This is a genomic window from Lysinibacillus sp. FW301-JW8, from assembly GCF_058788755.1.
Genome location: NZ_JBYTBB010000041.1, coordinates 17,570 through 37,346 on the forward strand (window position 1 = coordinate 17,570; position 19,777 = coordinate 37,346).

23 protein-coding genes are annotated in these 19,777 nt (G+C 37.8%); 5 read left to right on the top strand and 18 right to left on the bottom strand.

Features of this window, described 5'->3' with window-relative positions:
* Positions 1-26: 26 nt before the first annotated feature.
* Complete coding sequence (locus tag AC3WOM_RS16455) at positions 27-875, bottom strand: sigma-70 family RNA polymerase sigma factor (protein ID WP_427539076.1); 849 nt, start codon at positions 873-875, stop codon at positions 27-29.
* A gap of 186 nt (positions 876-1,061) precedes the next feature.
* Between AC3WOM_RS16455 and AC3WOM_RS16460 the strand changes: the two genes are divergently transcribed.
* A complete protein-coding gene (locus tag AC3WOM_RS16460; protein ID WP_492447628.1) occupies positions 1,062-1,535 on the top strand; it encodes a carboxymuconolactone decarboxylase family protein in 474 nt (157 codons plus the stop codon).
* A gap of 41 nt (positions 1,536-1,576) precedes the next feature.
* Positions 1,577-2,221, top strand: a complete 645-nt coding sequence (locus tag AC3WOM_RS16465) for an NAD(P)H-dependent oxidoreductase (protein WP_492447629.1) — start codon at positions 1,577-1,579, stop codon at positions 2,219-2,221.
* Positions 2,222-2,862: 641 nt separating this feature from the next.
* Here AC3WOM_RS16465 and AC3WOM_RS16470 read toward each other — a convergent pair.
* Positions 2,863-2,988, bottom strand: a complete 126-nt coding sequence (locus AC3WOM_RS16470) for a hypothetical protein (RefSeq protein WP_427539085.1) — start codon at positions 2,986-2,988, stop codon at positions 2,863-2,865.
* A gap of 262 nt (positions 2,989-3,250) precedes the next feature.
* Positions 3,251-3,565, bottom strand: a complete 315-nt coding sequence (locus tag AC3WOM_RS16475; protein WP_427539088.1) for a hypothetical protein — start codon at positions 3,563-3,565, stop codon at positions 3,251-3,253.
* Between the two features lie 509 nt (positions 3,566-4,074).
* Here AC3WOM_RS16475 and AC3WOM_RS16480 point away from each other — a divergent pair.
* Complete coding sequence (locus tag AC3WOM_RS16480; protein ID WP_492447630.1) at positions 4,075-4,518, top strand: GNAT family N-acetyltransferase; 444 nt, start codon at positions 4,075-4,077, stop codon at positions 4,516-4,518.
* 315 nt (positions 4,519-4,833) lie between these two features.
* Here the strand turns inward: AC3WOM_RS16480 and AC3WOM_RS16485 are convergent, their stop codons facing one another.
* The gene (locus tag AC3WOM_RS16485; RefSeq protein WP_492447631.1) at positions 4,834-5,298 is read right to left on the bottom strand and encodes a GNAT family N-acetyltransferase; all 465 of its coding nucleotides are present in this window, start codon (positions 5,296-5,298) and stop codon (positions 4,834-4,836) included.
* A gap of 221 nt (positions 5,299-5,519) precedes the next feature.
* On the opposite strand from AC3WOM_RS16485, the gene AC3WOM_RS16490 reads away from it, so the two are divergent.
* Both AC3WOM_RS16490 and AC3WOM_RS16495 read left to right on the top strand, forming a co-directional pair.
* Complete coding sequence (locus tag AC3WOM_RS16490; protein WP_427539097.1) at positions 5,520-5,693, top strand: hypothetical protein; 174 nt, start codon at positions 5,520-5,522, stop codon at positions 5,691-5,693.
* 6 nt (positions 5,694-5,699) lie between these two features.
* Positions 5,700-5,945 carry a tyrosine-type recombinase/integrase gene (locus AC3WOM_RS16495; RefSeq protein ID WP_492447655.1) on the top strand — a complete coding sequence of 82 codons (246 nt, stop codon included), beginning with the start codon at positions 5,700-5,702 and terminating at the stop codon, positions 5,943-5,945.
* 46 nt (positions 5,946-5,991) lie between these two features.
* On the opposite strand, the gene AC3WOM_RS16500 is transcribed toward AC3WOM_RS16495, so the two are convergent.
* The 14 genes from AC3WOM_RS16500 to AC3WOM_RS16565 form a co-directional block, all read right to left on the bottom strand.
* The gene (locus AC3WOM_RS16500) at positions 5,992-6,933 is read right to left on the bottom strand and encodes a ring-cleaving dioxygenase (RefSeq protein ID WP_492447632.1); all 942 of its coding nucleotides are present in this window, start codon (positions 6,931-6,933) and stop codon (positions 5,992-5,994) included.
* A gap of 54 nt (positions 6,934-6,987) precedes the next feature.
* A complete protein-coding gene (locus AC3WOM_RS16505; protein WP_492447633.1) occupies positions 6,988-7,431 on the bottom strand; it encodes a MarR family winged helix-turn-helix transcriptional regulator in 444 nt (147 codons plus the stop codon).
* Between the two features lie 98 nt (positions 7,432-7,529).
* Positions 7,530-8,150: a sporulation-specific diadenylate cyclase CdaS gene (gene cdaS, locus AC3WOM_RS16510; RefSeq protein ID WP_492447634.1), complete on the bottom strand. Its 621-nt coding sequence runs from the start codon at positions 8,148-8,150 to the stop codon at positions 7,530-7,532.
* Between the two features lie 116 nt (positions 8,151-8,266).
* Entirely contained in the window at positions 8,267-9,664 is a 1,398-nt protein-coding gene (locus AC3WOM_RS16515; protein ID WP_492447635.1) for a hypothetical protein, read from the bottom strand.
* Between the two features lie 100 nt (positions 9,665-9,764).
* Positions 9,765-9,995 (bottom strand): acyl-phosphate glycerol 3-phosphate acyltransferase, encoded by a 231-nt coding sequence (locus tag AC3WOM_RS16520; protein ID WP_427539112.1) that lies wholly within the window; start codon positions 9,993-9,995, stop codon positions 9,765-9,767.
* An 89-nt stretch (positions 9,996-10,084) separates the two neighbouring features.
* Positions 10,085-12,079, bottom strand: a complete 1,995-nt coding sequence (locus AC3WOM_RS16525) for a methyl-accepting chemotaxis protein (protein ID WP_427539115.1) — start codon at positions 12,077-12,079, stop codon at positions 10,085-10,087.
* A gap of 370 nt (positions 12,080-12,449) precedes the next feature.
* Positions 12,450-13,382, bottom strand: coding sequence for a ribonuclease Z (gene rnz, locus AC3WOM_RS16530; protein WP_492447636.1), 933 nt, complete (start codon positions 13,380-13,382; stop codon positions 12,450-12,452).
* Positions 13,383-13,477: 95 nt separating this feature from the next.
* Complete coding sequence (locus AC3WOM_RS16535; protein ID WP_492447637.1) at positions 13,478-14,314, bottom strand: class I SAM-dependent methyltransferase; 837 nt, start codon at positions 14,312-14,314, stop codon at positions 13,478-13,480.
* Positions 14,311-15,810, bottom strand: a complete 1,500-nt coding sequence (locus tag AC3WOM_RS16540) for a cobyric acid synthase (protein ID WP_492447638.1) — start codon at positions 15,808-15,810, stop codon at positions 14,311-14,313. Before AC3WOM_RS16540 ends, AC3WOM_RS16535 begins: the two co-directional genes overlap by 4 nt.
* 66 nt (positions 15,811-15,876) lie before the next feature.
* The gene (locus AC3WOM_RS16545; RefSeq protein WP_492447639.1) at positions 15,877-16,413 is read right to left on the bottom strand and encodes a cob(I)yrinic acid a,c-diamide adenosyltransferase; all 537 of its coding nucleotides are present in this window, start codon (positions 16,411-16,413) and stop codon (positions 15,877-15,879) included.
* Positions 16,414-16,427: 14 nt separating this feature from the next.
* Positions 16,428-16,988, bottom strand: a complete 561-nt coding sequence (locus tag AC3WOM_RS16550; protein ID WP_427539130.1) for a nitroreductase family protein — start codon at positions 16,986-16,988, stop codon at positions 16,428-16,430.
* Between the two features lie 23 nt (positions 16,989-17,011).
* Positions 17,012-17,779 carry a uroporphyrinogen-III C-methyltransferase gene (cobA, locus tag AC3WOM_RS16555; protein WP_492447640.1) on the bottom strand — a complete coding sequence of 256 codons (768 nt, stop codon included), beginning with the start codon at positions 17,777-17,779 and terminating at the stop codon, positions 17,012-17,014.
* A complete protein-coding gene (locus AC3WOM_RS16560; RefSeq protein WP_492447641.1) occupies positions 17,776-18,414 on the bottom strand; it encodes a precorrin-2 dehydrogenase/sirohydrochlorin ferrochelatase family protein in 639 nt (212 codons plus the stop codon). The genes cobA and AC3WOM_RS16560 overlap by 4 nt, the downstream gene beginning before the upstream one ends.
* Entirely contained in the window at positions 18,407-19,774 is a 1,368-nt protein-coding gene (locus tag AC3WOM_RS16565; protein WP_492447642.1) for a cobyrinic acid a,c-diamide synthase CobB, read from the bottom strand. Before AC3WOM_RS16565 ends, AC3WOM_RS16560 begins: the two co-directional genes overlap by 8 nt.
* Between the last annotated feature and the right edge of the window lie 3 nt (positions 19,775-19,777).

A 19,777-nucleotide genomic window follows, 5' to 3' on the forward strand; every position in this document is an offset into this window, starting at 1 on the left:
ACAGTAAAAGGAATGTAGTTGGTCTTTCAATCACTCAATATCGTTAAGTCAAGTTGCTCAAGGCGAGTAGCGTTTGAGATCAAGTCTACCTCGGCAATTTTCTCATCTTTTATTGTGAATTGAATCACGTAAATTAACTTCCCGTTTGGAGCTGCAATCGCCCCGATGCATCCATCCACAAGGGCCACCTGCGCAGCTTTGGCGCGCCCTGCTACCTTCTTGGCTAGGGTCATGGCTCCTCGAGTTTCAGTTCGAGTGCCTGTTTCACGATCATCTCGAAGCACTACATCCGGATCTAGTACCGCTACCAGCGAATCGAAATCTCCAGCGTATGCCGCAGCAAGGAAAGCATCAACAAGTATACGCTGACGATCCAAATCGGCCTGTGAACTCATCTCTTTTCCTCTTACCTTTTGACGCGCACGGCTCGCAAGCTTTCTAGTGGCAAGTTCAGATTTCCCCACAACGGGTGCAATTTCGTTGAATGGCATGGCAAAGATATCATGTAGCACGAAGGCAATTCGTTCCGCTGGATTTAGTTTGTCAATTACAACAAGTAGTGCAAGTCCAACTGATTCAGCCAACAGTGCTTCTTGTTCTGGATTGTATCGGTCTTCAGAGTTAGCAAAAACTTTGGGCAAAGCTTCGTTCATGAATTCCTCATGCTTGGCTTTTCTTGAACGTAACATGTCGAGACAAATCCGCGATAAGACTGTGGTCAACCATCCTCCTAAATTCTCAATCTCACTTCTTTCTGAACGATGAAGACGTAACCAAGTTTCTTGCACCGCATCCTCCGCTTCTGTCAAAGACCCAAGCATTCGGTAAGCCAATGCCTGCAAATGATTTCGGTACGATTCGAATTGTTCTTCCATAAGACTGAATTCTCCTTCATTATCTTTTATCATTAATAATATTTTACATCATATTGACGATTGAAGTTCAGCCAATGTGACAAAAAGCCAATCATCTGTGTCGGTCACACTCTCTCCATTTGACACGTCATTATAGTGAGAGGCCAATTTAAGGGTTTCTATTATATCTACAAAGGAGTGTTTACTATGCAATCAAGAATGAGAAATCCAGTTATGCTTTTGCCTGAAGTGGGCCAATCCTTGCAAGCGTTGGGCAATGCTTTATTTGCGTCAGCCGAGAAAAACGGTGTGCCAGTTGGTACCCTTTACCTTACCTATCTTCGTACCAGTCAAATCAACGGTGATAGTGTCTGTGTGGATCTTCATTCCCGTATCGCAATGGCTGCTGGCGAATCAGTCGAGCGACTTCTAGCCGTATCTGCTTGGCATCAAACATCAAATTTCACAGACGCGGAACGTGCTGCTCTAGCGCTCAGTGAATCGATAACTCGACTATATAACCAGACCGATTCGGTACCAGACAAAGTGTATATGGAAGCATCTCTTCACTATGATGAAGCTGCACTGGCTACGCTCATTACTGGTATCTCCACAGCTAATCTTTACAACAGGCTTAACGTCTCAACACGCCAAATAGTGGACGTTTTGTCCCGCAAATAAATCGGCAGTCACTACTTGTAGAAACAGGAGGTTTTTTTATTATGTCAACAGTACTTTATATCACAGCTCATCCACGCGATGAGCAATCTTATTCCATGGCGGTAGGCAAAGAATTTATGCAAGCTTACCGTTCAGCTCATCCGCAAGATGAGGTGATCCATCTCGATTTGTATAAAATGAATATCCCCCATCTGGACTCTGATGTTTTAAACGGGTGGGACAAGCTTAAAAGTGGAATTCTTTTCGAGGAATTAACGCATGCGGAGCAAACGAAAATCGGTCGTATTAATGAGCTTGCCAATCAATTTGTGGCCGCAGATAAATATATCTTTGTAACTCCTATATGGAATTATTCCTATCCTCCAGTGATGAAAGCATATATTGACTCTTTCTGTATTGTAGGTAAGACATTCAAATATCTTCCTGATGTTGGTAGGGTTGGTTTGCTCGGTGATAAAAAAGCGCTCCTTATTCAAGCTAGCGGAAGTGTTTTATCACCTGGCTCAAATATGCCCGCCGAAAGTTTTGAAATGGGGCACCGTCACCTAAAAGTCATTATGGAGTTTGTTGGAATAACTGACTTTAAAGGCATCTTTGTTGAAGGGATGGCCGAGTATCCTGAACAAGCCTCACAGTTAAAAGAAAAGGCCATCCGACAAGCCCACAAAATAGCGGAAAACTTCTAAGCGAAGGAATTCTTAAGATTTGGGAAGCTGAAAGGCTTCCTTTTTCTTTTTTATCGTCTTTTTTACCCACACCATACCACCTTCATTACTTCATTTATTAAATATTTTGCAAGAAATATAATCTAAGAAAAAATACCTTAATTAGTATAATTCGAATTACATACTTTAATAGATTGTGGAAGGCTCTCGCACTCAATCTTTAGAATTAAATAGTAAAACATACACTAAGACTAGTAGTACAAACCAAGGCCATGGTTTGTACTACTAGTCTTAGTATGTTTAATCATCCATATTCTGTTCTTTCTTTTTTTGAATCTCATCTACGAAAAGTCATTGAAACTATCTCCTAACATTTAACTATCTTTCACAAGTTATCACGATCATGCTTCGAATCATAAGCTGGATGACCAGGCACTCATTTAAAATAGGTCCTGGTCATTTCATTATTTCGTTTAATAAAACTCATGCTACTAGTACTCGAGACAATTACTTTGCTTATGTATCAATGCTTCAAACGTACTTCCCAATTGTATTTAGCATACCACACAATGTAACACCATAAAAAATTAAGACCACACAGGAATGGTTTTTTTGAGATATTTAGCTAGAGAAAATACAAAATTCTATTGGTTTTCGTCTTTTTAATTATTTTGGTTATCATTTTGATTTTGATCTTCTTGTTGTTCAGAAGGCTCTTCAGTTGGATCTGGCTCTTGTTCATCATTAGGTGTACCACATCCAAACAATATCCAAATTATTTCTCGCATACGATATTTTTTAAGTAACAGAAAAGTTACATTTACACCCTTAAACTTCTATTCAAAAGTGTCATTGTAAACATGGAGTATTTTGTGAGTCTAAATAAGACTTACAATGTAAATACTTAATTATGTATTTCCAATCGTTATGAAATTCCCTAATCGAACTTTCACAAGTCTCCCCTACGATTGGTACTTTTTAATTTATGTAATAACTATAGACCAAAACAATATTTGTTCAGGTCTATAGAAGAAGAATTGGACTTATACCTTATTGTTTTGATGAATTACCAGTTAAATTATTTGCTACAGCTTGTAATGGTTGTGTCATTTGTTGTGACGATTGATTTGTTTGATGTTGTGGTTGCTTCGTCTGTTGTGAAGATTGGTTAATCTGTTGCAAAGGCTGAGTTATTTGCTGCAATGGTTGTGCCATTTGTTGTAATGGCTGCATCATTTGTTGAGCATTCTGCAGATTTAATTTATTCGAAATATTTTTTGTGAACTGTTGAAGATTACCATTTTGCAATCCTCTAGCTACACCTAAAATAACAGCTCCAATTACACCCCATGTAAGAAATCTCATTAACAAAAGCCTCCTTATGCTAAATATTTTTGAAACAAGTTTAGTATTTGGAATCAGGCTAATACTATACTGAACATTTTTTGGGTTATTATCGATACTATAACCAATTATAGAAAGGCACTGGACATTTTTGGGTTTCTTCTATATTTGATGATTTAACTAGGCTTCATATTTAAACCCTCTACAGCCTTGCGCCCCTACAAATACAACTCTTTTGATATTTCTAGCAAATTTAATTTTGGAGATAGTACAAAGTTGATAATGATACTCCTATATATTAGTTTTAAAACAATAAAAAACTTGACCTTCACACTGTGTGAAGCTTTATAATACTACTAAGTTAGTCCTAGTTTTTTAAGTTAAATTCCCTAAAAAAATGCTAAAGCAAAAAGATTTAAGGAATAGGGGTAATAATAGAGTAATAAACTAGAATTCAGCCATGGGGCATAAGTGGTAATAATTAATAAATCGTTATAAAGGATAATAATGTAAATTGAAAGGGGATTAATATGGAATATCAAGTTGAAGTCTTACTAGAAAATCACGATAACTTTACTACATTTTTAAATACCAAGATAAAAGAGTACAATAATGAACATTCATCATATCATAAAGAAAGTAGACAAAAAGGTTCTATTCGTCCGTTAAACCTAATCGTCACAGATTCTCATAAACAATGGATTGGTGGCATCACAGCTGATGTTTATTGGGGATGGGTAGAAATCAACAAGTTTTGGTTTAGTAAAGAATACCGTGGAAAAGGTATCGGTGGACAACTATTGACGAAAGCTGAAGAAACAGCCAAGCAGATGGGGGCTACGAAGGTATTGTTAACTACATATGACTTCCAAGCACGTACATTTTATGAAGCAAAGGGCTATCAAGTTGTTGGGGAAATAAAAGATTATCCTCCTGGAAGCAGCTATTACACAATGGTAAAACATCTAGTTTAAATTTAGTGGGGCTGTCGCAATATTTCTTTTCGACAGCCTTTTGTCATAAATTAATTTATATATTTGAATAACACTAATACAAGGCTTGAAGTAATTAAATAGACAAGCTCTACAAATTATTATATTACTTCTACGTTGCTGAATCGTAATATCCAACCCCATCAAGCGATTAGTCGTCATTGTTCCATTCTGTAAATCCTTTAAGTGTGGAGTATTAAGTTGTCCATCAATAATGTTGAAACATTATGTAGAATGATTTGGTAAGAAAAAAGCTCAAGCTCAAAATTAAATTACCTGGGCTCTTCTGGTATAATATTAAATTGTTTTAGCCATTGTTATATTCGTAATTTCATAACCCATTTTTTCATATAAGCCACGTGCAATTTTGTTATGACCAAAAACGTTTAAACCAATTTTATTTATACCTAACTCTTTAGCAATAGTTTCAATTTCTTTCATTGCTTTCTTAGCATAACCCTGTCCTTGATATTGTTCAAAAATCATAAAATCATAAATAAAACCTTCATTAGGTTTTGTAGGACCTTTTTGTGCAATCCAAATCATTCCAACTAAAATATCATTGTTAAAGATAGAGAATAAATGATTATTCTCGGTTTTCTCATCTTTTGGTAGCAGTTGATCAAATGATTTCTTCGACAAGTCAATTGCTTCATCTTCACTCCAGTTTCCAGAAGCGATTTTGTCTTTTGCATAATCTTCTACTGCGAAACTGATATATTGTTTGAACTCTTCTTGGTTCATATTTTTTAATGTAATCAATTTATTTTCCTCCCACTCTATTTTTCAATCTTAGCATTTTTTAAAATTTCTTAATAATAATTGCTCTCACTTCATTTATTTACTACTTCATTGTTGAATTGTAATATACAGACCAATTAAACGATCAGTGGTCATTGTACCATTCTGTAAATCTTTTAAATGTTATTCCTGAATAATGCCGTCTTTAACATACTCCTCTATATGTGGTTGATACATTCCAGTTGGCATCCATAAAAATAGACGCTGTTGTTTTACAGCAGTTAAAGAGTTATCGAACAGCTGTTAAAGCACTGTTACTGTCGCATGGTCGGAAATTACAAGACGATATTTCGAAAGATAGTTCTTTTATTTTTATATCGCCAAACACTGCAGAACCTTTTGTTTCTACAGGATGAAATGCCATTTTCAACCGTATTGTAGCAGCAGCTGGATTGCCAGCTACCACTATACACGGATTAAGGCACACACACGCTACAATTTTGATGAATAATGATATTCCTGTGAAAGCCATTGCCGAACGATTAGGGAATACACCTGAAATAATTCATACAACATACGGGCATGTATTGAGAGAAATGGAAGATAAAATTATCGATATATTTGACCGTGTGATTGAAAATGGGGCTAAAAGTGGGGCTAGTTCATAACTAACCCCTACTTAAACCGCAATATATAGGCATTATCAAAGCATTATTATTCTAATGGCTCTAGAATAGCTTCTATTTCTGTGCGTTTTTCTTCTAAAAATGGTGGAAGATCAAGCTCCTTGCCAAGATCCTCTACTGTTGAATCAACTGTAAATCCTGGACCGTCTGTAGCCATTTCAAATAAAATACCATTGCGATCTCTAAAGTAAAGACTTTGGAAATAATAACGATCCACAACACCCGTACTATCAAAGCCTTGCTCCTTAATTTTGGCATCCCATTCCTGTAATTCTTCAACCGTCGCCACACGTAGTGCAAGGTGATGAATGCTACCCCGCCCTGGTTTTTCACTTGGTCCTTCTAATTCTTTGACAATAATTTCGCCTAGTACTTCACCTGCAATGGATTGCAGCACTACCTCTTTTTCACCTTCTGTAATAACTGTATAACCAAATAAATTCTTTAATAAATTTACCGTTCTTTGTAAGTAACGAACTGTTATTTCAACCGTACCCATTCCTAGAATACGATGCTCTTCAGGAATTTCAGTGCCATCCCAAGACTGCCAATGAGTGGGTATTTCGTGACCATGATAGTTTAAAAGCACCATCCGTAAGCCTTCATGATCTTCAAAAAACAATGCATCTTTTCCTGCATAGGTTGTAATATCACTGTGTTTGACCTCTAACTGTTGAAAACGTTCTTTCCAATATTGCAAACTAGCACTGCTTGGCACGAGTAAGCCAATGCGGGTAATGGCATTTGTGCCCCGAACGGTACGTCCTGCTACAGGCATCTCAAAAAACGTTAATTCAGTACCTGCTGCTCCTGTTAAATCTCCATAAAATAAGTGATACATCGATGGCGAATCCTGATTCACCGTTTTTTTCACTCTTCGTAAACCTAAAATTTTTGTATAAAAGTCATTATTGCGTTTGCCATTTTTCGTTAGCATGGATATATGGTGGTGTCCACTTAATTTATTCATAATTTATTTCCTCCCAGTTTTCACTTGACTAAGCAAGTGATAATCTAAAAAAAATCATAGAGGTGGTAATTTTTTTTCACGACTATGCTTTTCAAGCTTTGACATAAGTGTATATAAAGATTTCATTTCTTCTTCTGTTAGTACCTCTTCAAAAAATGAGGATTGAAAGTGCAACTGACTTGGTGTCGCAGCATCGATCATTTGCTCGCCCATTGCAGTTAATGAAATTGTTTTCGTTTTCCAATTTTGCTTGCGTTCAATAAGCCCTTCTTTTTCAAGCCTCGCAAGCATTCGAGACATTCCACCTTGCGTGACAGTTACTTTCTCTGCCAATTGTGATTGTGTAATTGGTGCATAGGTCTTAATTTGAATAAGAACATCGAACTGGGCTGTTGTTAAATCAAATCGCTTTAAAAATTCATTAGATAGCTGATTACTTTGTGTTGTAAAACGCATCATTCTAATCCAAGTCAGTGACCCAAGTGTATGTTTTCGCATCGCTCCATCCTCCTTTCATTTATCACTTTACAACGCAAGTGATAAACAGGCAAGAAAAATATCTTGAATTCAAGATAAATATCAGTGTGAAGCTCACACTATATAATGCCATGTGTAGTAATCGGATATAAATTACCTTTAAAGGCGAACGAAATCCTTCCTGTTTCTTCAGATACCACCATAATTAATGCATCACTTACTTCACTTAATCCTAATGCTGCTCTATGCCTTGTTCCTAATTTCTTCTCCCCCGTATAACGTTCTGAAAGTGGTAATACATTTGCAGCCGAGTCAATTAGATTTTGATTTACTAAAACGGCGCCATCATGAAGAGGATTTCCTGGAAAGAAAATAGTCTCTAATAAGGAATGGGTTAACTCTGCTCCTATATGAACCCCAGGCTGTATGAATGATTTTAAAGAATCTTCCCTTTCAATAACAATTAATCCTCCATGTCTTCGCATCGACATATTTTGTACACAATGCGATAGCTCTGGATATTTTTCAGTAAACGGGGAAAGATAACAATTTAAATAAAAAGTTGCTGCTTTCATTTCAATTGAAATAAATTTCTCTTTAATCTTTTCAAAATTTCCAAGCAGACAATTTGTATCTATATCCATAGCTTCTACACTTTGCTGTAATGTAACGATGACCTGCAAAAGCTCATCTTTTAACGTTTGTTTCATTGGAGAAAGATCACAATTTATTGGATTCATAAAAACATACCTCACTTTCAAATATCTTTTTTAGTTTCTCTAGATAGATTGTTTTTATTCGCTCATAACAAAGAAAAGGCAGTTTCTTGTTAAACAAAAAACTACCTTGCTTCAGTTTAAAAAAATATCAACCGATCACTAGTATTTGCTAGTAATCCATAGCCTGGTGCAAAAAACTGGTCAAAGGATGTTTCAACTACATTTTCAAACATTCCTTCTGGGGTCATGAGCGAGTAATGAATGGCACGTACATATCCTTGATCTTGAGCCGTTCCGCTTAAGCGAGTAATGATTGCCCCTTCCTTTAAAGGCTTTGTAAAAGAGTATTTGACACCATCCATTTCAAAATTAAAGGCTTGATCTGTTTCCTGGTACGTAATGTAGTAATAATCCTCAGCCTTAAAGTGATCATCGGCTGTTCTTTTGTAGACTCTTTTTCCTGCAATATTCTGATATTCTAGCTTTTGTAGCCTATCATTTGGTAAAAAGGACGTAATCACTGGAGATTCATTTGGCATTTTTATGGCTAGCACATTTTTAGGAACAGTATACATTTTTCCATTAACCGCGATTAATGCGATATATTCATTTTCTGTATAGAACGATACTTCATCAAATCGTTTCAGCTCTACCTGTTGAGAATGATCTATACCTTTAGCAATAACACCGTAGCGGATATAACGTTTGCCTTGATTATTCACAGGCTTCAATAGATTTGCTGGCATATAGCCTCTTTCCCCTGTCATGAATTGTACCCTAAGGTAACCGTTGACCTCTATCCCTAAAGATTGAATAGCAGAACCCTTTGGATAAGCAAACATTTTATTCAGGGAATTAACATCATTTAATGTAGACGGTGGATTCCATTCGATTGTTCTAGCTCCATTCATTGGACCCATTAGCAATTGTGTATCTGTTGTTACTGCATAATAGCCTTTATCTCTTGTCGTTGTTTCTACAATTCTAATATCAGTACCATCAACAGTACCACTAACTATATTTCCTTCTTCCAAACTATAAACATAATTTAATTTCCCCTTGTCAAAATAAACCTCTGCAGAATAATTTCCTGGTACATGCTCGCTCAATAAATGCTGCCCATATGCTAAATCTATCATTGGGTATTTTTCTTCAAAATAGGCTTTTGTTCCTTGACGATTACTCACAATATAAGCGGGATTGTTATAAAAGGAAGAGCGAATTTCTGTAGGCACTTCCTTAAAAATGACTAAATCTGTAGCTTGTACGCGGTAGCCTGAGCTCATCCAATAAAACGTTTTTTGGTCATATTTCTCTATATTATAGACGCGGAAAAAATTATTTCGTTTAACTGTCATAGAGGTGTATGTACCATTAGAATTTTTCTTATAGACTTTAACATCCTTTGAAAATGTCATTTTTCCTGTTTGTCCCTTTACGATTTCTGCTCCATCCCAGTTAACTTGCGCATTGGATTTGGGCGGGATAATAAAGAAGACAACAAGAATGAGCAGCGCTAGACTATATTTTTTCATTTGACCTCCACCAATAATATTCTAAGTTTTTTCATTTACTAGTATAGCAAATGAAAAATCACGTGTCGTTCGCCAATTAAACGATGACACGTGATTGCATTTACATATGTCCAGCACGAATTTTCTTTACAATACTAAAGGTTGTGTAGGCTGCAGCAGGTGCAAGTACTACAATAAAAATAAGCCAAACTGTTAAATTATCCGTAGTTTTTAATGTTTCATAATTTGTAATAACAAAAATGATAAGGCCAATTAGTAATAAATAGCTCAGCACATTTGGAAAAATAACGATTAATCGTAAAAGTGCTGGTGGCATTTTTTGCTGATTCATATAAACCACTCCCCTTTCACTCCATTATACGAAAATCATCTATTAACTTCACTATATTTCTTATTTATACCAAATGTTTGTCAGCTATTTTAAACCTTATATCTTCCTGCTGAATGTTGTAGATTCTCTGCTGTTGTATTTAGCATATCAATAATTGTTGTCATTTCATTCATGCTCGTAGTTTGAACTTTTGCCTTTTGAGCAACTGCATCAACACTTTCAGACGTCTGTTTTGCAAGTAATGAAACATCTTCCATCGTAGCCGTCACTTCCTCTGTACTTGCTGCAATTTCCTCAGTAGAACTAGACACTAAATCTACCTGTTCCGCTAATACTTGTACATCATTCGTAATGCCCTCAAAAGAATGCTGTACTTCATGGACAATGTCACGACCAGCCTGTAAAACCTCTGCAGTTGAATGGATAACAGATACAATATTTGCTGTCTCCCTTTGAACATTTATCACGACTTCAGATATTCGATCAGCCGCTACTTTTGAATCCTCAGCCAATTTGCGTACCTCTTCTGCCACTACCGCAAATCCTTTACCTGCATCTCCAGCACGTGCCGCCTCAATAGATGCATTTAGTGCCAATAAGTTTGTTTGGTCTGAAATGCCAGTAATAACATTTGTAAATTCACCAATCATGCCTGATAATTTTTCTAATTCATGCGTACTCTCAACGGAAAGATTTGTTTTATCATGAATTTGAACTAATTGATTTTGGAGATTATTCATTATTTGCAAGCCGTTACTCGCATTTTCTTCCGTATTACGGGAAATCGTAGATATTTCAGTGATTGATTCTGAAATATGCTGAATACTACGTGCCAATTCCTCCATAGAGTGGGCACTATCTTCCGTATTTTTTTGCTGATGAAACGAGGCTTGAGCAACCTGACTAGATTCTTCCTGTATCGTTTCAGATGAATTAAGTGTCTGATAAGCATTCTCTTGAATTATGTATGTAGCCTCTTTAATTTGGCTAGCCTCCTGCTTTAAGTCACTCATAATCAGTTGGAAATTTTCCATCATACCGTTACACGATGCTACTAACTGACCTATTTCATCTTTAGCTTTGACGTTGATACGTTTGGTTAAATCAGCCTCACCCTTGCTAATCTCTTCTAATGAGTTACGAACACTTAAAATTCGAGTAACCTGCCTTGAAATTGATATACCTGTTGTTAAGAAAATAACACATACAACGATAAGTGAAGCAACAATTGTCCCCATTAAAATATGTGAAAGTACTACATTAGAAACAACAACAGCTAGATAAGTGCCATTTGAAAGAGGCTTTACATATTGTGTAACACGAGTACCATCATATTTGCCTGAAAATTCAGCTGCATCTGATGATGAAAATTGTGCGGGTGAAAAGCCAATGGATTCAAGATTTTTATCTGCCGTGGCTGTTATTGTCTCACCTTTGTCATTCACGATAGCTGCAAATAGAACAGTTGAGGATAAATATTTATTTAGCTGGTTTATATAATACTCACTTCCAATACTAGCCTCTAAGTCTAATAATTGCTGTCCATGCCGTGCAACTTGCACAATCTGTGGAGTTGCTGGATTCCAACTACTTACACCAACAAATTTAAAAAATTCATCGTCCACATCACGAACTTGCGCCTTTTGTACAATTTCATTTGCACGACCATCTAAAAGCTGCATGTATTCTGCTGCCTGTCCGTTTGGATCAGAGCCGAAGTTAAAGTCAACTGTTGGTGCTACAGAAGTAACAGTTGTGTTTCCTTTATCATCCGTACTCCATATTTCATCAATACCTCCACGCTCAGCAATAGCCTTTAAATCCTCATATGTAGCGCCCTGATCAATAATATAAGAGGCCATGACTGACTCAGCAATCATTTCCTTTTCCATGATTTCTTCTGCCTTTTCTCTTGATTGAATAGCACCCTCAATTCCCATGACGATAGAGCTTGCAAGCGCCTCCCCATTGTTTTTTACACTTTTGTATGTTGCCTGATAAATATAAATAGAAAAAGCACCAATTATTACTACAACAATACCCATAATTTCTAGTAGCATTTTCCATTTCATAGATTTCCGCATATCCATAAATCCCCCCAAAAACATACGATTATTTCCATTTCATCATACAATATCAATTCAAGCGGTTTCATTAATTTTTTATTAAATCTAGAATAATAATTTTATAGGTAAAATAAATTGTCACAATTTTGTAATAAATAGTCCGATTTTTCAGCCATGAAAAAATCTAAATAGTTTGGTCTATTTTTTTAACAGAGCTAAATATTTCATAAAAGTGCTAAATTCTATTAGATTGTTATTTTTGAGCTTTTGGAAGTAATTTAACAAAGATATTAGGTATGAATTCTTACCTATATTTGAAACTATGAATATTAAAAAGCACCTTTAAATGAAACTTCATTCAAAAGGTGCTTGTCATTTTTATATTATATTAAAATAATTTATTGTTATACCAGGTAAACACTTCCTGATCAGATGTAAGAGCAGTTTGAGGAAAAATTCCCTGTGCTTCTGCTAAAAAAATTGGTAAATCATCCAGCATAAAACGTGCACTTAAATGGTTTAATAGTAAAAATTTTGCAGTTGCCTGTTGTGCGACCATTGCTGCCTCAACATTTGTAGAGTGTCCATAGCTGGCTGCTAGACCCGATGTAGTGCCATCAAACGTAGCTTCATGAATAATAATATCGGCTTTATTTGCTAATAACACTGACTCCTGACAGTATTTTGTATCGCCTAAAATAGTCAGTGTAAAGCCTTTTTTGGGTGGTGAAACAACATCCTTCGCATGAATAATTGTGCCATTGTCAAGCTCTACATCTATTCCACCTTTTAATTGTCCTAGTAAAGGACCTTTGGGAACACCAAAAGCCTGCACTTTATCCATTAACAGTTCACCCGGCAAATCTTTTTGCTCAATCCGATAGCCAAAGCATGGAACAACATGTTGAAGTTCTCCTGCAATCACCTTAAAATGTGCATCCTCATAAATTACACCCTCATGAACTTCAATAAACTGTATGGCATACGTTAAATGAGTTTTTGATAAGGCAAAGGTTTGCTCAACCCATTGCTGTAAACCTTTTGGTCCAAATATTGTTAATGGCTCATCCCCGCCCTGAAATGATCGAGAGCTTAGAAAACCTGGTAAACCGAAAATATGATCACCATGTAAATGTGTAATAAAAATTTTCGTAACTTTACGTGGTTTTAGAGGAGTATGCAAAATTTGATGCTGGGTCGCCTCCCCACAATCAAACAGCCACATTTCTCCTATCTCATCCAAAAGTTTAACCATCAGGGCGCTTGTATTTCGTTCCTTTGAAGGCATTCCTGCGCCTGTTCCTAAAAAATGTAGTTGCACATATGCCACCTCACTTCTATGTCTATCACTTTATTGTACCTTATTGTGAACAATAAGAAAAACCTTTGGTAACAAGCTTTCCAAAGGTTTGATAATTATTTCGGCTCCCATGATACAAGTGCCGCATGAAAATCATGGCGATAATAATAACGTCCGTTCTTCTCCTCAATAAAGGGCTTGAGCGATTCCTCAACATGTGCTCTATTAAACGTAGTATTTAATATTTTTTTACTTTGAGTTGTGACAAGCTGCTCATAGCTTTCATATTCATAAACTCGCTCTAATGGGATGATGTTACACTCAGCATATATATCCATTTCATAAAGTAAATTTAAAAATTCTATATAATCTCTTCGTGGAAACTTAATTTCATAGCCAAATTTTTCATGCAAAATATCATAATGCGGTTGAATTGGCCCTGTTGTCATTCCAATAATTGCTCTCTTTTTAGCGAGACGATTCATATGATGAAGTGCCGATTTAATTTCATACATTCGATAAAAACAATTGACGCCAATCACAATATCGTGAGCCTCTACCTCATCTTCCGCAAGACTTTCCCATTTTGTATGGATATAAGAAACGTGCTGTTTGTCCTGCATACAATTCTGAAGATAGCGAAGAATACTGGCTGAGCTATCAACACACGTTAGCCTTTGCACATAATCAGCAAGTGGAAATGTATAATTGCCCCAGCCGGGACCAATTTCTAATACAGAGTTCTCTGGTTGAATACGCTTTTTTATTTCTTGAAAAATCTTTGCAGCATAGGGATCTGTCTTTCCTATTTTTTTACGTGCAATGGACTGTGCCCAGAATTGCTCTTCCAACTGATCATCGACCATTCTTTCAGGCATTTGTCCATGCCAATCCTTCATACCTTCCTGCCATAATGCCTCATAATCAATGGCTAACGGTCCTTTTCTTGTCATACAGATACCTCTATATTCATGATTTCGTATATTTTATTTATATCGAGATTCGCACGAACATGCTTAGCGAGCATATTATAGGCATCTTCCCGACGCTCTGCATCACTTTTAACATCACTTGCTAAAGCAGGTAGCCCTTTTTTTATACGCAAATCATTGATAAGCTGTCGTGTAAAGTGACGGTTATGAAATAGGCCGTGAAAATACGTACCTATTACTTGCTCATCAGCACTTACTGCACCATCTACCCGCCCATCAGCTAATTGTAAAAATGGTGACACTTCATCACGTAAAATCCTTGTTCGTCCAAGATGAATCTCATAGCCAGAAAATGTATCCTGACCTCTTGTTCCAGTCATTTGCACCGTTTTTTTATCTCCAACGAAAACTGTTTCCATTGGCAATAATGCTAGCCCCAGCGCTGAATCTCCGCTTCCTTCTACACCCTCTGGATCTAATAATGTTTCGCCAAGCATTTGAAAGCCACCACATATGCCAATAATTTTTGTTCCTTGCTGGCGTAAGTTAGCGATTGCTTGGTCGAAGCCCTGTTCCTTTAACCAAACTAAATCATCCATCGTATTTTTTGTCCCAGGTAGTATCAGTAAATCAGGCGTACCTAGCTCTTGAACGTTACCAATTAAACGAACACCGACCTCTGGCTCATCAAAAAATGGATCTACATCTGTAAAATTTGAAATACGCGGCAAACGAATCATGGCTACATCAATGGCGAACTCTCCAGGTTTAGGCTTTTTAAAGCGAAGAGCAGATAATGCGAGTGAATCCTCCGCTTCAATATTGACATCGACATATGGCACAACACCCAATACAGGAATGCCCGTTTCACGTTCTACCCATTCAATACCATCATCGAGTAATTCTCGCAAGCCTCTAAATTTATTAATGATGAGCCCCTTCACACGTGCGCGCTCTGACTCATCAAGCAATGCGAGTGTCCCTACAATAGAGGCGAAGACGCCACCTCGATCAATATCTGCAACTAGCACAACTGCTGCATCTGCTAAATGGGCCATTCGCATATTTGCAATATCACGATCTTTTAAATTGATTTCTGCAGGACTGCCCGCTCCTTCAAGTACAATGACATCATATGTATTTTGCAAAGTTCGTACAGATTTTTCTACAATGGGCATTGCTTCCTGAACAAATTGATTGCGGTAGCTTTTGGCGTCCATATTTAAAAAATGCTTACCATGCACAATGACTTCAGATACCATATCCTGCTTCGGTTTTAGCAGTATAGGATTCATATCAGTCGTAGCAACAACACGTGCAGCCTCCGCCTGTACTCCCTGTGCACGGCCAATTTCGCCGCCCTCTTGCGTCACAAATGAATTAAGCGCCATATTTTGTGATTTAAACGGTACTACCTTTAGACCATCATCTGAGAAAATACGGCATAGCGCAGTACAAATCATACTTTTTCCTACATCTGAAGCTGTTCCTTGAATCATGATTGATTTTGCTGGCATCATCTTTTCCTCCATGTTAATAATTGAAGCTGGTTTTTACACAGATTTCTGCTGCTTTCTATATGCTTAAAATTCAAGACCTTTGACAGCTGGAATTCCCTCATCATAATAATGTTTTGTCGCCTCAATTGTTGACACTAAATCTGCCATGGCAATAAGTGCTGGATTTGCACTGCGCCCTGTTACGACTAAATGCATGGTAGAAGGACGCTGTTGTATGGCTTCAATAACTTCTACTAAGGGTAGCACATCATCAATTGGAAACTTTGTGATTGCCAGCGCATTGTTCAGTTCATCTAAAACGAGTAAATCAATCGTGTCGTCTTGCAGAGCTGCTTTTGTTTTTTTCCAAGCCTTTGCTAATGCAGCGCGATGCTCTTCTGGCGTTTTGGTCCAAGTAAAGCCAATTCCCATCTGCTCCATTTCCACGCCAAGCTTTCTTAGTGCAATTTGCTCTCCATATGTACGCTCTGGTGATTTAATAAATTGCATATAACGAACATTCAGGCCTCTTCCAACTGCGCGTAATGTGACGCCAAGTGAGGCAGTTGTTTTGCCCTTCCCCTCACCTGTATAAACTAAAAACAAGCCTTTTCTAGCCATTTTTTAAGCCTCCCTTAAAGCCATGTTGTTTTTTCTTCAAACGGGGTACGCTTCTTGTCTTTAAGCTCCTGCTCCTCTGGATAGCCTATAAAAATAGTACCTACTACTTTTTGCGATTGACTTGCTCCAATAAAGGTATGCATTCTTTCATCATGAACTAGCCCTACGCCACGTGTACGCCAGACAAAGCCAAGCCCTAGCTCCTCTGCTGCAAGCCACATGGACATAATCGCACTACAAACAGCAAAGACGTTATCTTCTGTTGCATCAGCATCATCTTCCACAATATCTGCTGTTACCACAATGGCTACAGGTGTCGTTTGCACAACTTTCAATGAACTTTCTACCAAATTAGGCTTAGTTGGAAAACGTTCCTGTAAATAAGCATTTGCCATTTCCTCATAACGTTTCATTGCCTCATCTTGGATGATATAAAAATGCCAGGGCTCACGCATACGGTCATTTGGTGCATAAGTAGCCGCTTGTAAAATTTGCTCAATTTTCTCTTTCTCAACAGGCTCTGTTGTATAATTACGAATCGCTCGGCGATTTTTTAATGCCTCTATTACAGTCATGCTGTTCCCTCCATTTGAATCTTTTACGAAAAAGCAAGTCCCTGCTCTTCAAACCATTGAATTTTTTCTCGAACATTGACGACATCACCAACAATAATCATAGAAGGGTTATGATAGCCCTCTCGTTCAATAATGCTAGCAATTTCATCTAGCTTGCCTGTAATGGTACGCTGCTGATCTGTTGTGCCCCATTCAATCACAGCAACTGGGGTAGATGCCTTACGACCATGCTCAATTAACTTTCTAGAAATATAGGCAATATTGCCAACACTCATATAAAAGGCAACTGTATCAATGCCTGTTGCCAGTGCAGACCAGTTTAAAAAGTCTTGCCCCTTTTCTTCACGACCATGACCTGTTACGAGCGCAAAGCTTGTTGCAAAGTCTCGATGTGTAACAGGAATACCTGCATATGCTGGAGCAGCAATTCCAGCAGTTATTCCAGGTACGATTTCATAGGCAATCCCATGATTTTTTAATATCTCGGCTTCCTCAGCACCACGACCAAAAACAAATGGATCTCCTCCCTTTAATCGTGTGACAATTTTGCCCTCCTGCGCTTTTTCAACTAGTAATGCATGAATCTCGTCTTGAATAAGGTGATGCTTGCCAGGTAATTTACCACAGTACACAAGCTCTACATCCTTTTTTGCAAATTCTAGCAATTTAGGATTCACAAGACGATCATAGGCAATAACATCTGCCTTCTGAATACATTCAAGCCCATACACTGTAATAAGCTTGGGGTCTCCTGGTCCAGCTCCCACTAAATAAACCATTCCATCCTTCATTGCACTTCTCCCATCAATAATTGTTGTAAGTAGGCTTCACGTCTATCAATCTCACCTCGACGTGTCCATTCAAGTAAGTTTGGTTCTAGTAATGCTTGTAACGCGGCACGTCTTTGCTGACCTTTTTCAAACTTTGCAGCAATCATCAATCGTGCCTGTTGTAAAAAGCATACGTAGTCATCATATATCTCATCAAATTGTTCTTCGAGATCGGCTTTGATTTTTCTTGCTAATGCTGGACTAGCACCTGACGTTGATACTGTGAGCACTAAGGGACCACGACGTACAGTTGCCGGTGTGATAAAATCACTCTCAGCTTGCGCATCCGCACGATTGATAAGCTGCCAATGCTGAGCAGCTTCTTGTACAGCCTCATTTACTGGTGTATCATTTGTCGCAGCAATGATCAGTGATGCATCATCTAAATCACGAGGTTCAAATTCTTTTTCACGCCATGTAATTTGCCCTGCTTCCACCAGTGGCAGCAATGAGTCGTCTAGAGTTGGACTAACTACAACGATATTTGCTTTAGCTGGAAGCAATGATGCTACCTTCTGCGTTGCCACATGCCCGCCTCCAACAATCACTACAGTTTTGTATTCAATATTAATATGGATTGGAAAATAATTAGTCATGATTTTTCACCTTCTTACAAGCTGATAGCCAGTTGTCAACAAGCTTTGGGTTTGATACAAAATGAAAATGTGTATAGCCAGCTACTAGATTTCCTTCTTGATAGCCCTCTTGCTTTTTCCCAAAACGCCCTTTTGTTTGATAGGCAGGCGTATTATGTGAGCCGCTATACGTTGAATAGTGGAATTCATGTCCTTTAGCCTCTTCATCTGTACCTATTAAGAAATTATTTTGAGTGCCAAAAATTTCACGGTAGCCAAGAGCTGCTAGCTTTGTTTGCATGGCAACTTCACCAGGAATAACACCTGCCATATCAAAACGCATACCATCTTTATTTGAAATGGCCTCTGTCAGATACATAAAGCCCCCACACTCCGCTAATGTTGGTAAACCTTTGGCAATTGCTTCACGAATAGAATTTTTGGCCTCTACATTGTTTGCTAGTGTTTCCGCAAATTCCTCTGGGAAGCCCCCACCAATATAAAGCCCGTTAGCCTCAGCAGGCACAGCTTCATTGGCAAGCGGTGAGAAAAATTGTAGTGTTGCTCCCTTTGCACGTAGTAGCGCTAAGTTTTCTTCATAATAAAAGTTAAATGCTGCATCCTTTGCAACAGCAATACAAATATTTTGCGATGGTTCTTCCGCAAATAGCTGCCCTGCTTCTTGTAAAACAGGAGCCTTTGTTAAGTTCATTAATTGGTCTAGATCTATTGTCTCTGCCATTAATGAACCTAGCTTCTCAAAAAATGAATCCAGTTCTCCACGCTCAATTGCAGGCACTAGTCCTAAATGGCGACTAGGGATATCAATTCCCTTCTCACGCTTTAAGTATCCAATAACAGGGATACCACATTCCTGTTCAATCGCAGCCTTCGCAATTTCATAATGACCGACACTGCCAACCTGATTCGCAATCACACCAACTATATTCGGCTTATCAGATAGCAATTGGAAGCCCTTTACAACTGCTGCAACACTTCGAGCCATGCTTGCACAATTAACAATTAAAATGACAGGACTTTCTGTGACAACACTGATGTCTGCAGCAGAGCCTTCATCAGATAAAGGACTTTTACCATCATAGAAGCCCATAACGCCTTCAATAATGGCAACATCTGCATCCATGCTTGCACGCGCAACAATATCTCGTACAGCCTCCTGTGAAAACATCCAGCTATCAATATTTCGTGATACTCTCCCCGTTACAGCTGTGTGGTAGGTTGGATCTATATAATCAGGACCACATTTAAAGCCCTGCACAACTTTTCCCTTATTTTGTAGAGCCTTCATCAGTCCAATAGTGAAAGTTGTTTTACCTACGCCACTGCCCGTACCAGCCAGTACAAAACGATTTGTTTGCATGGA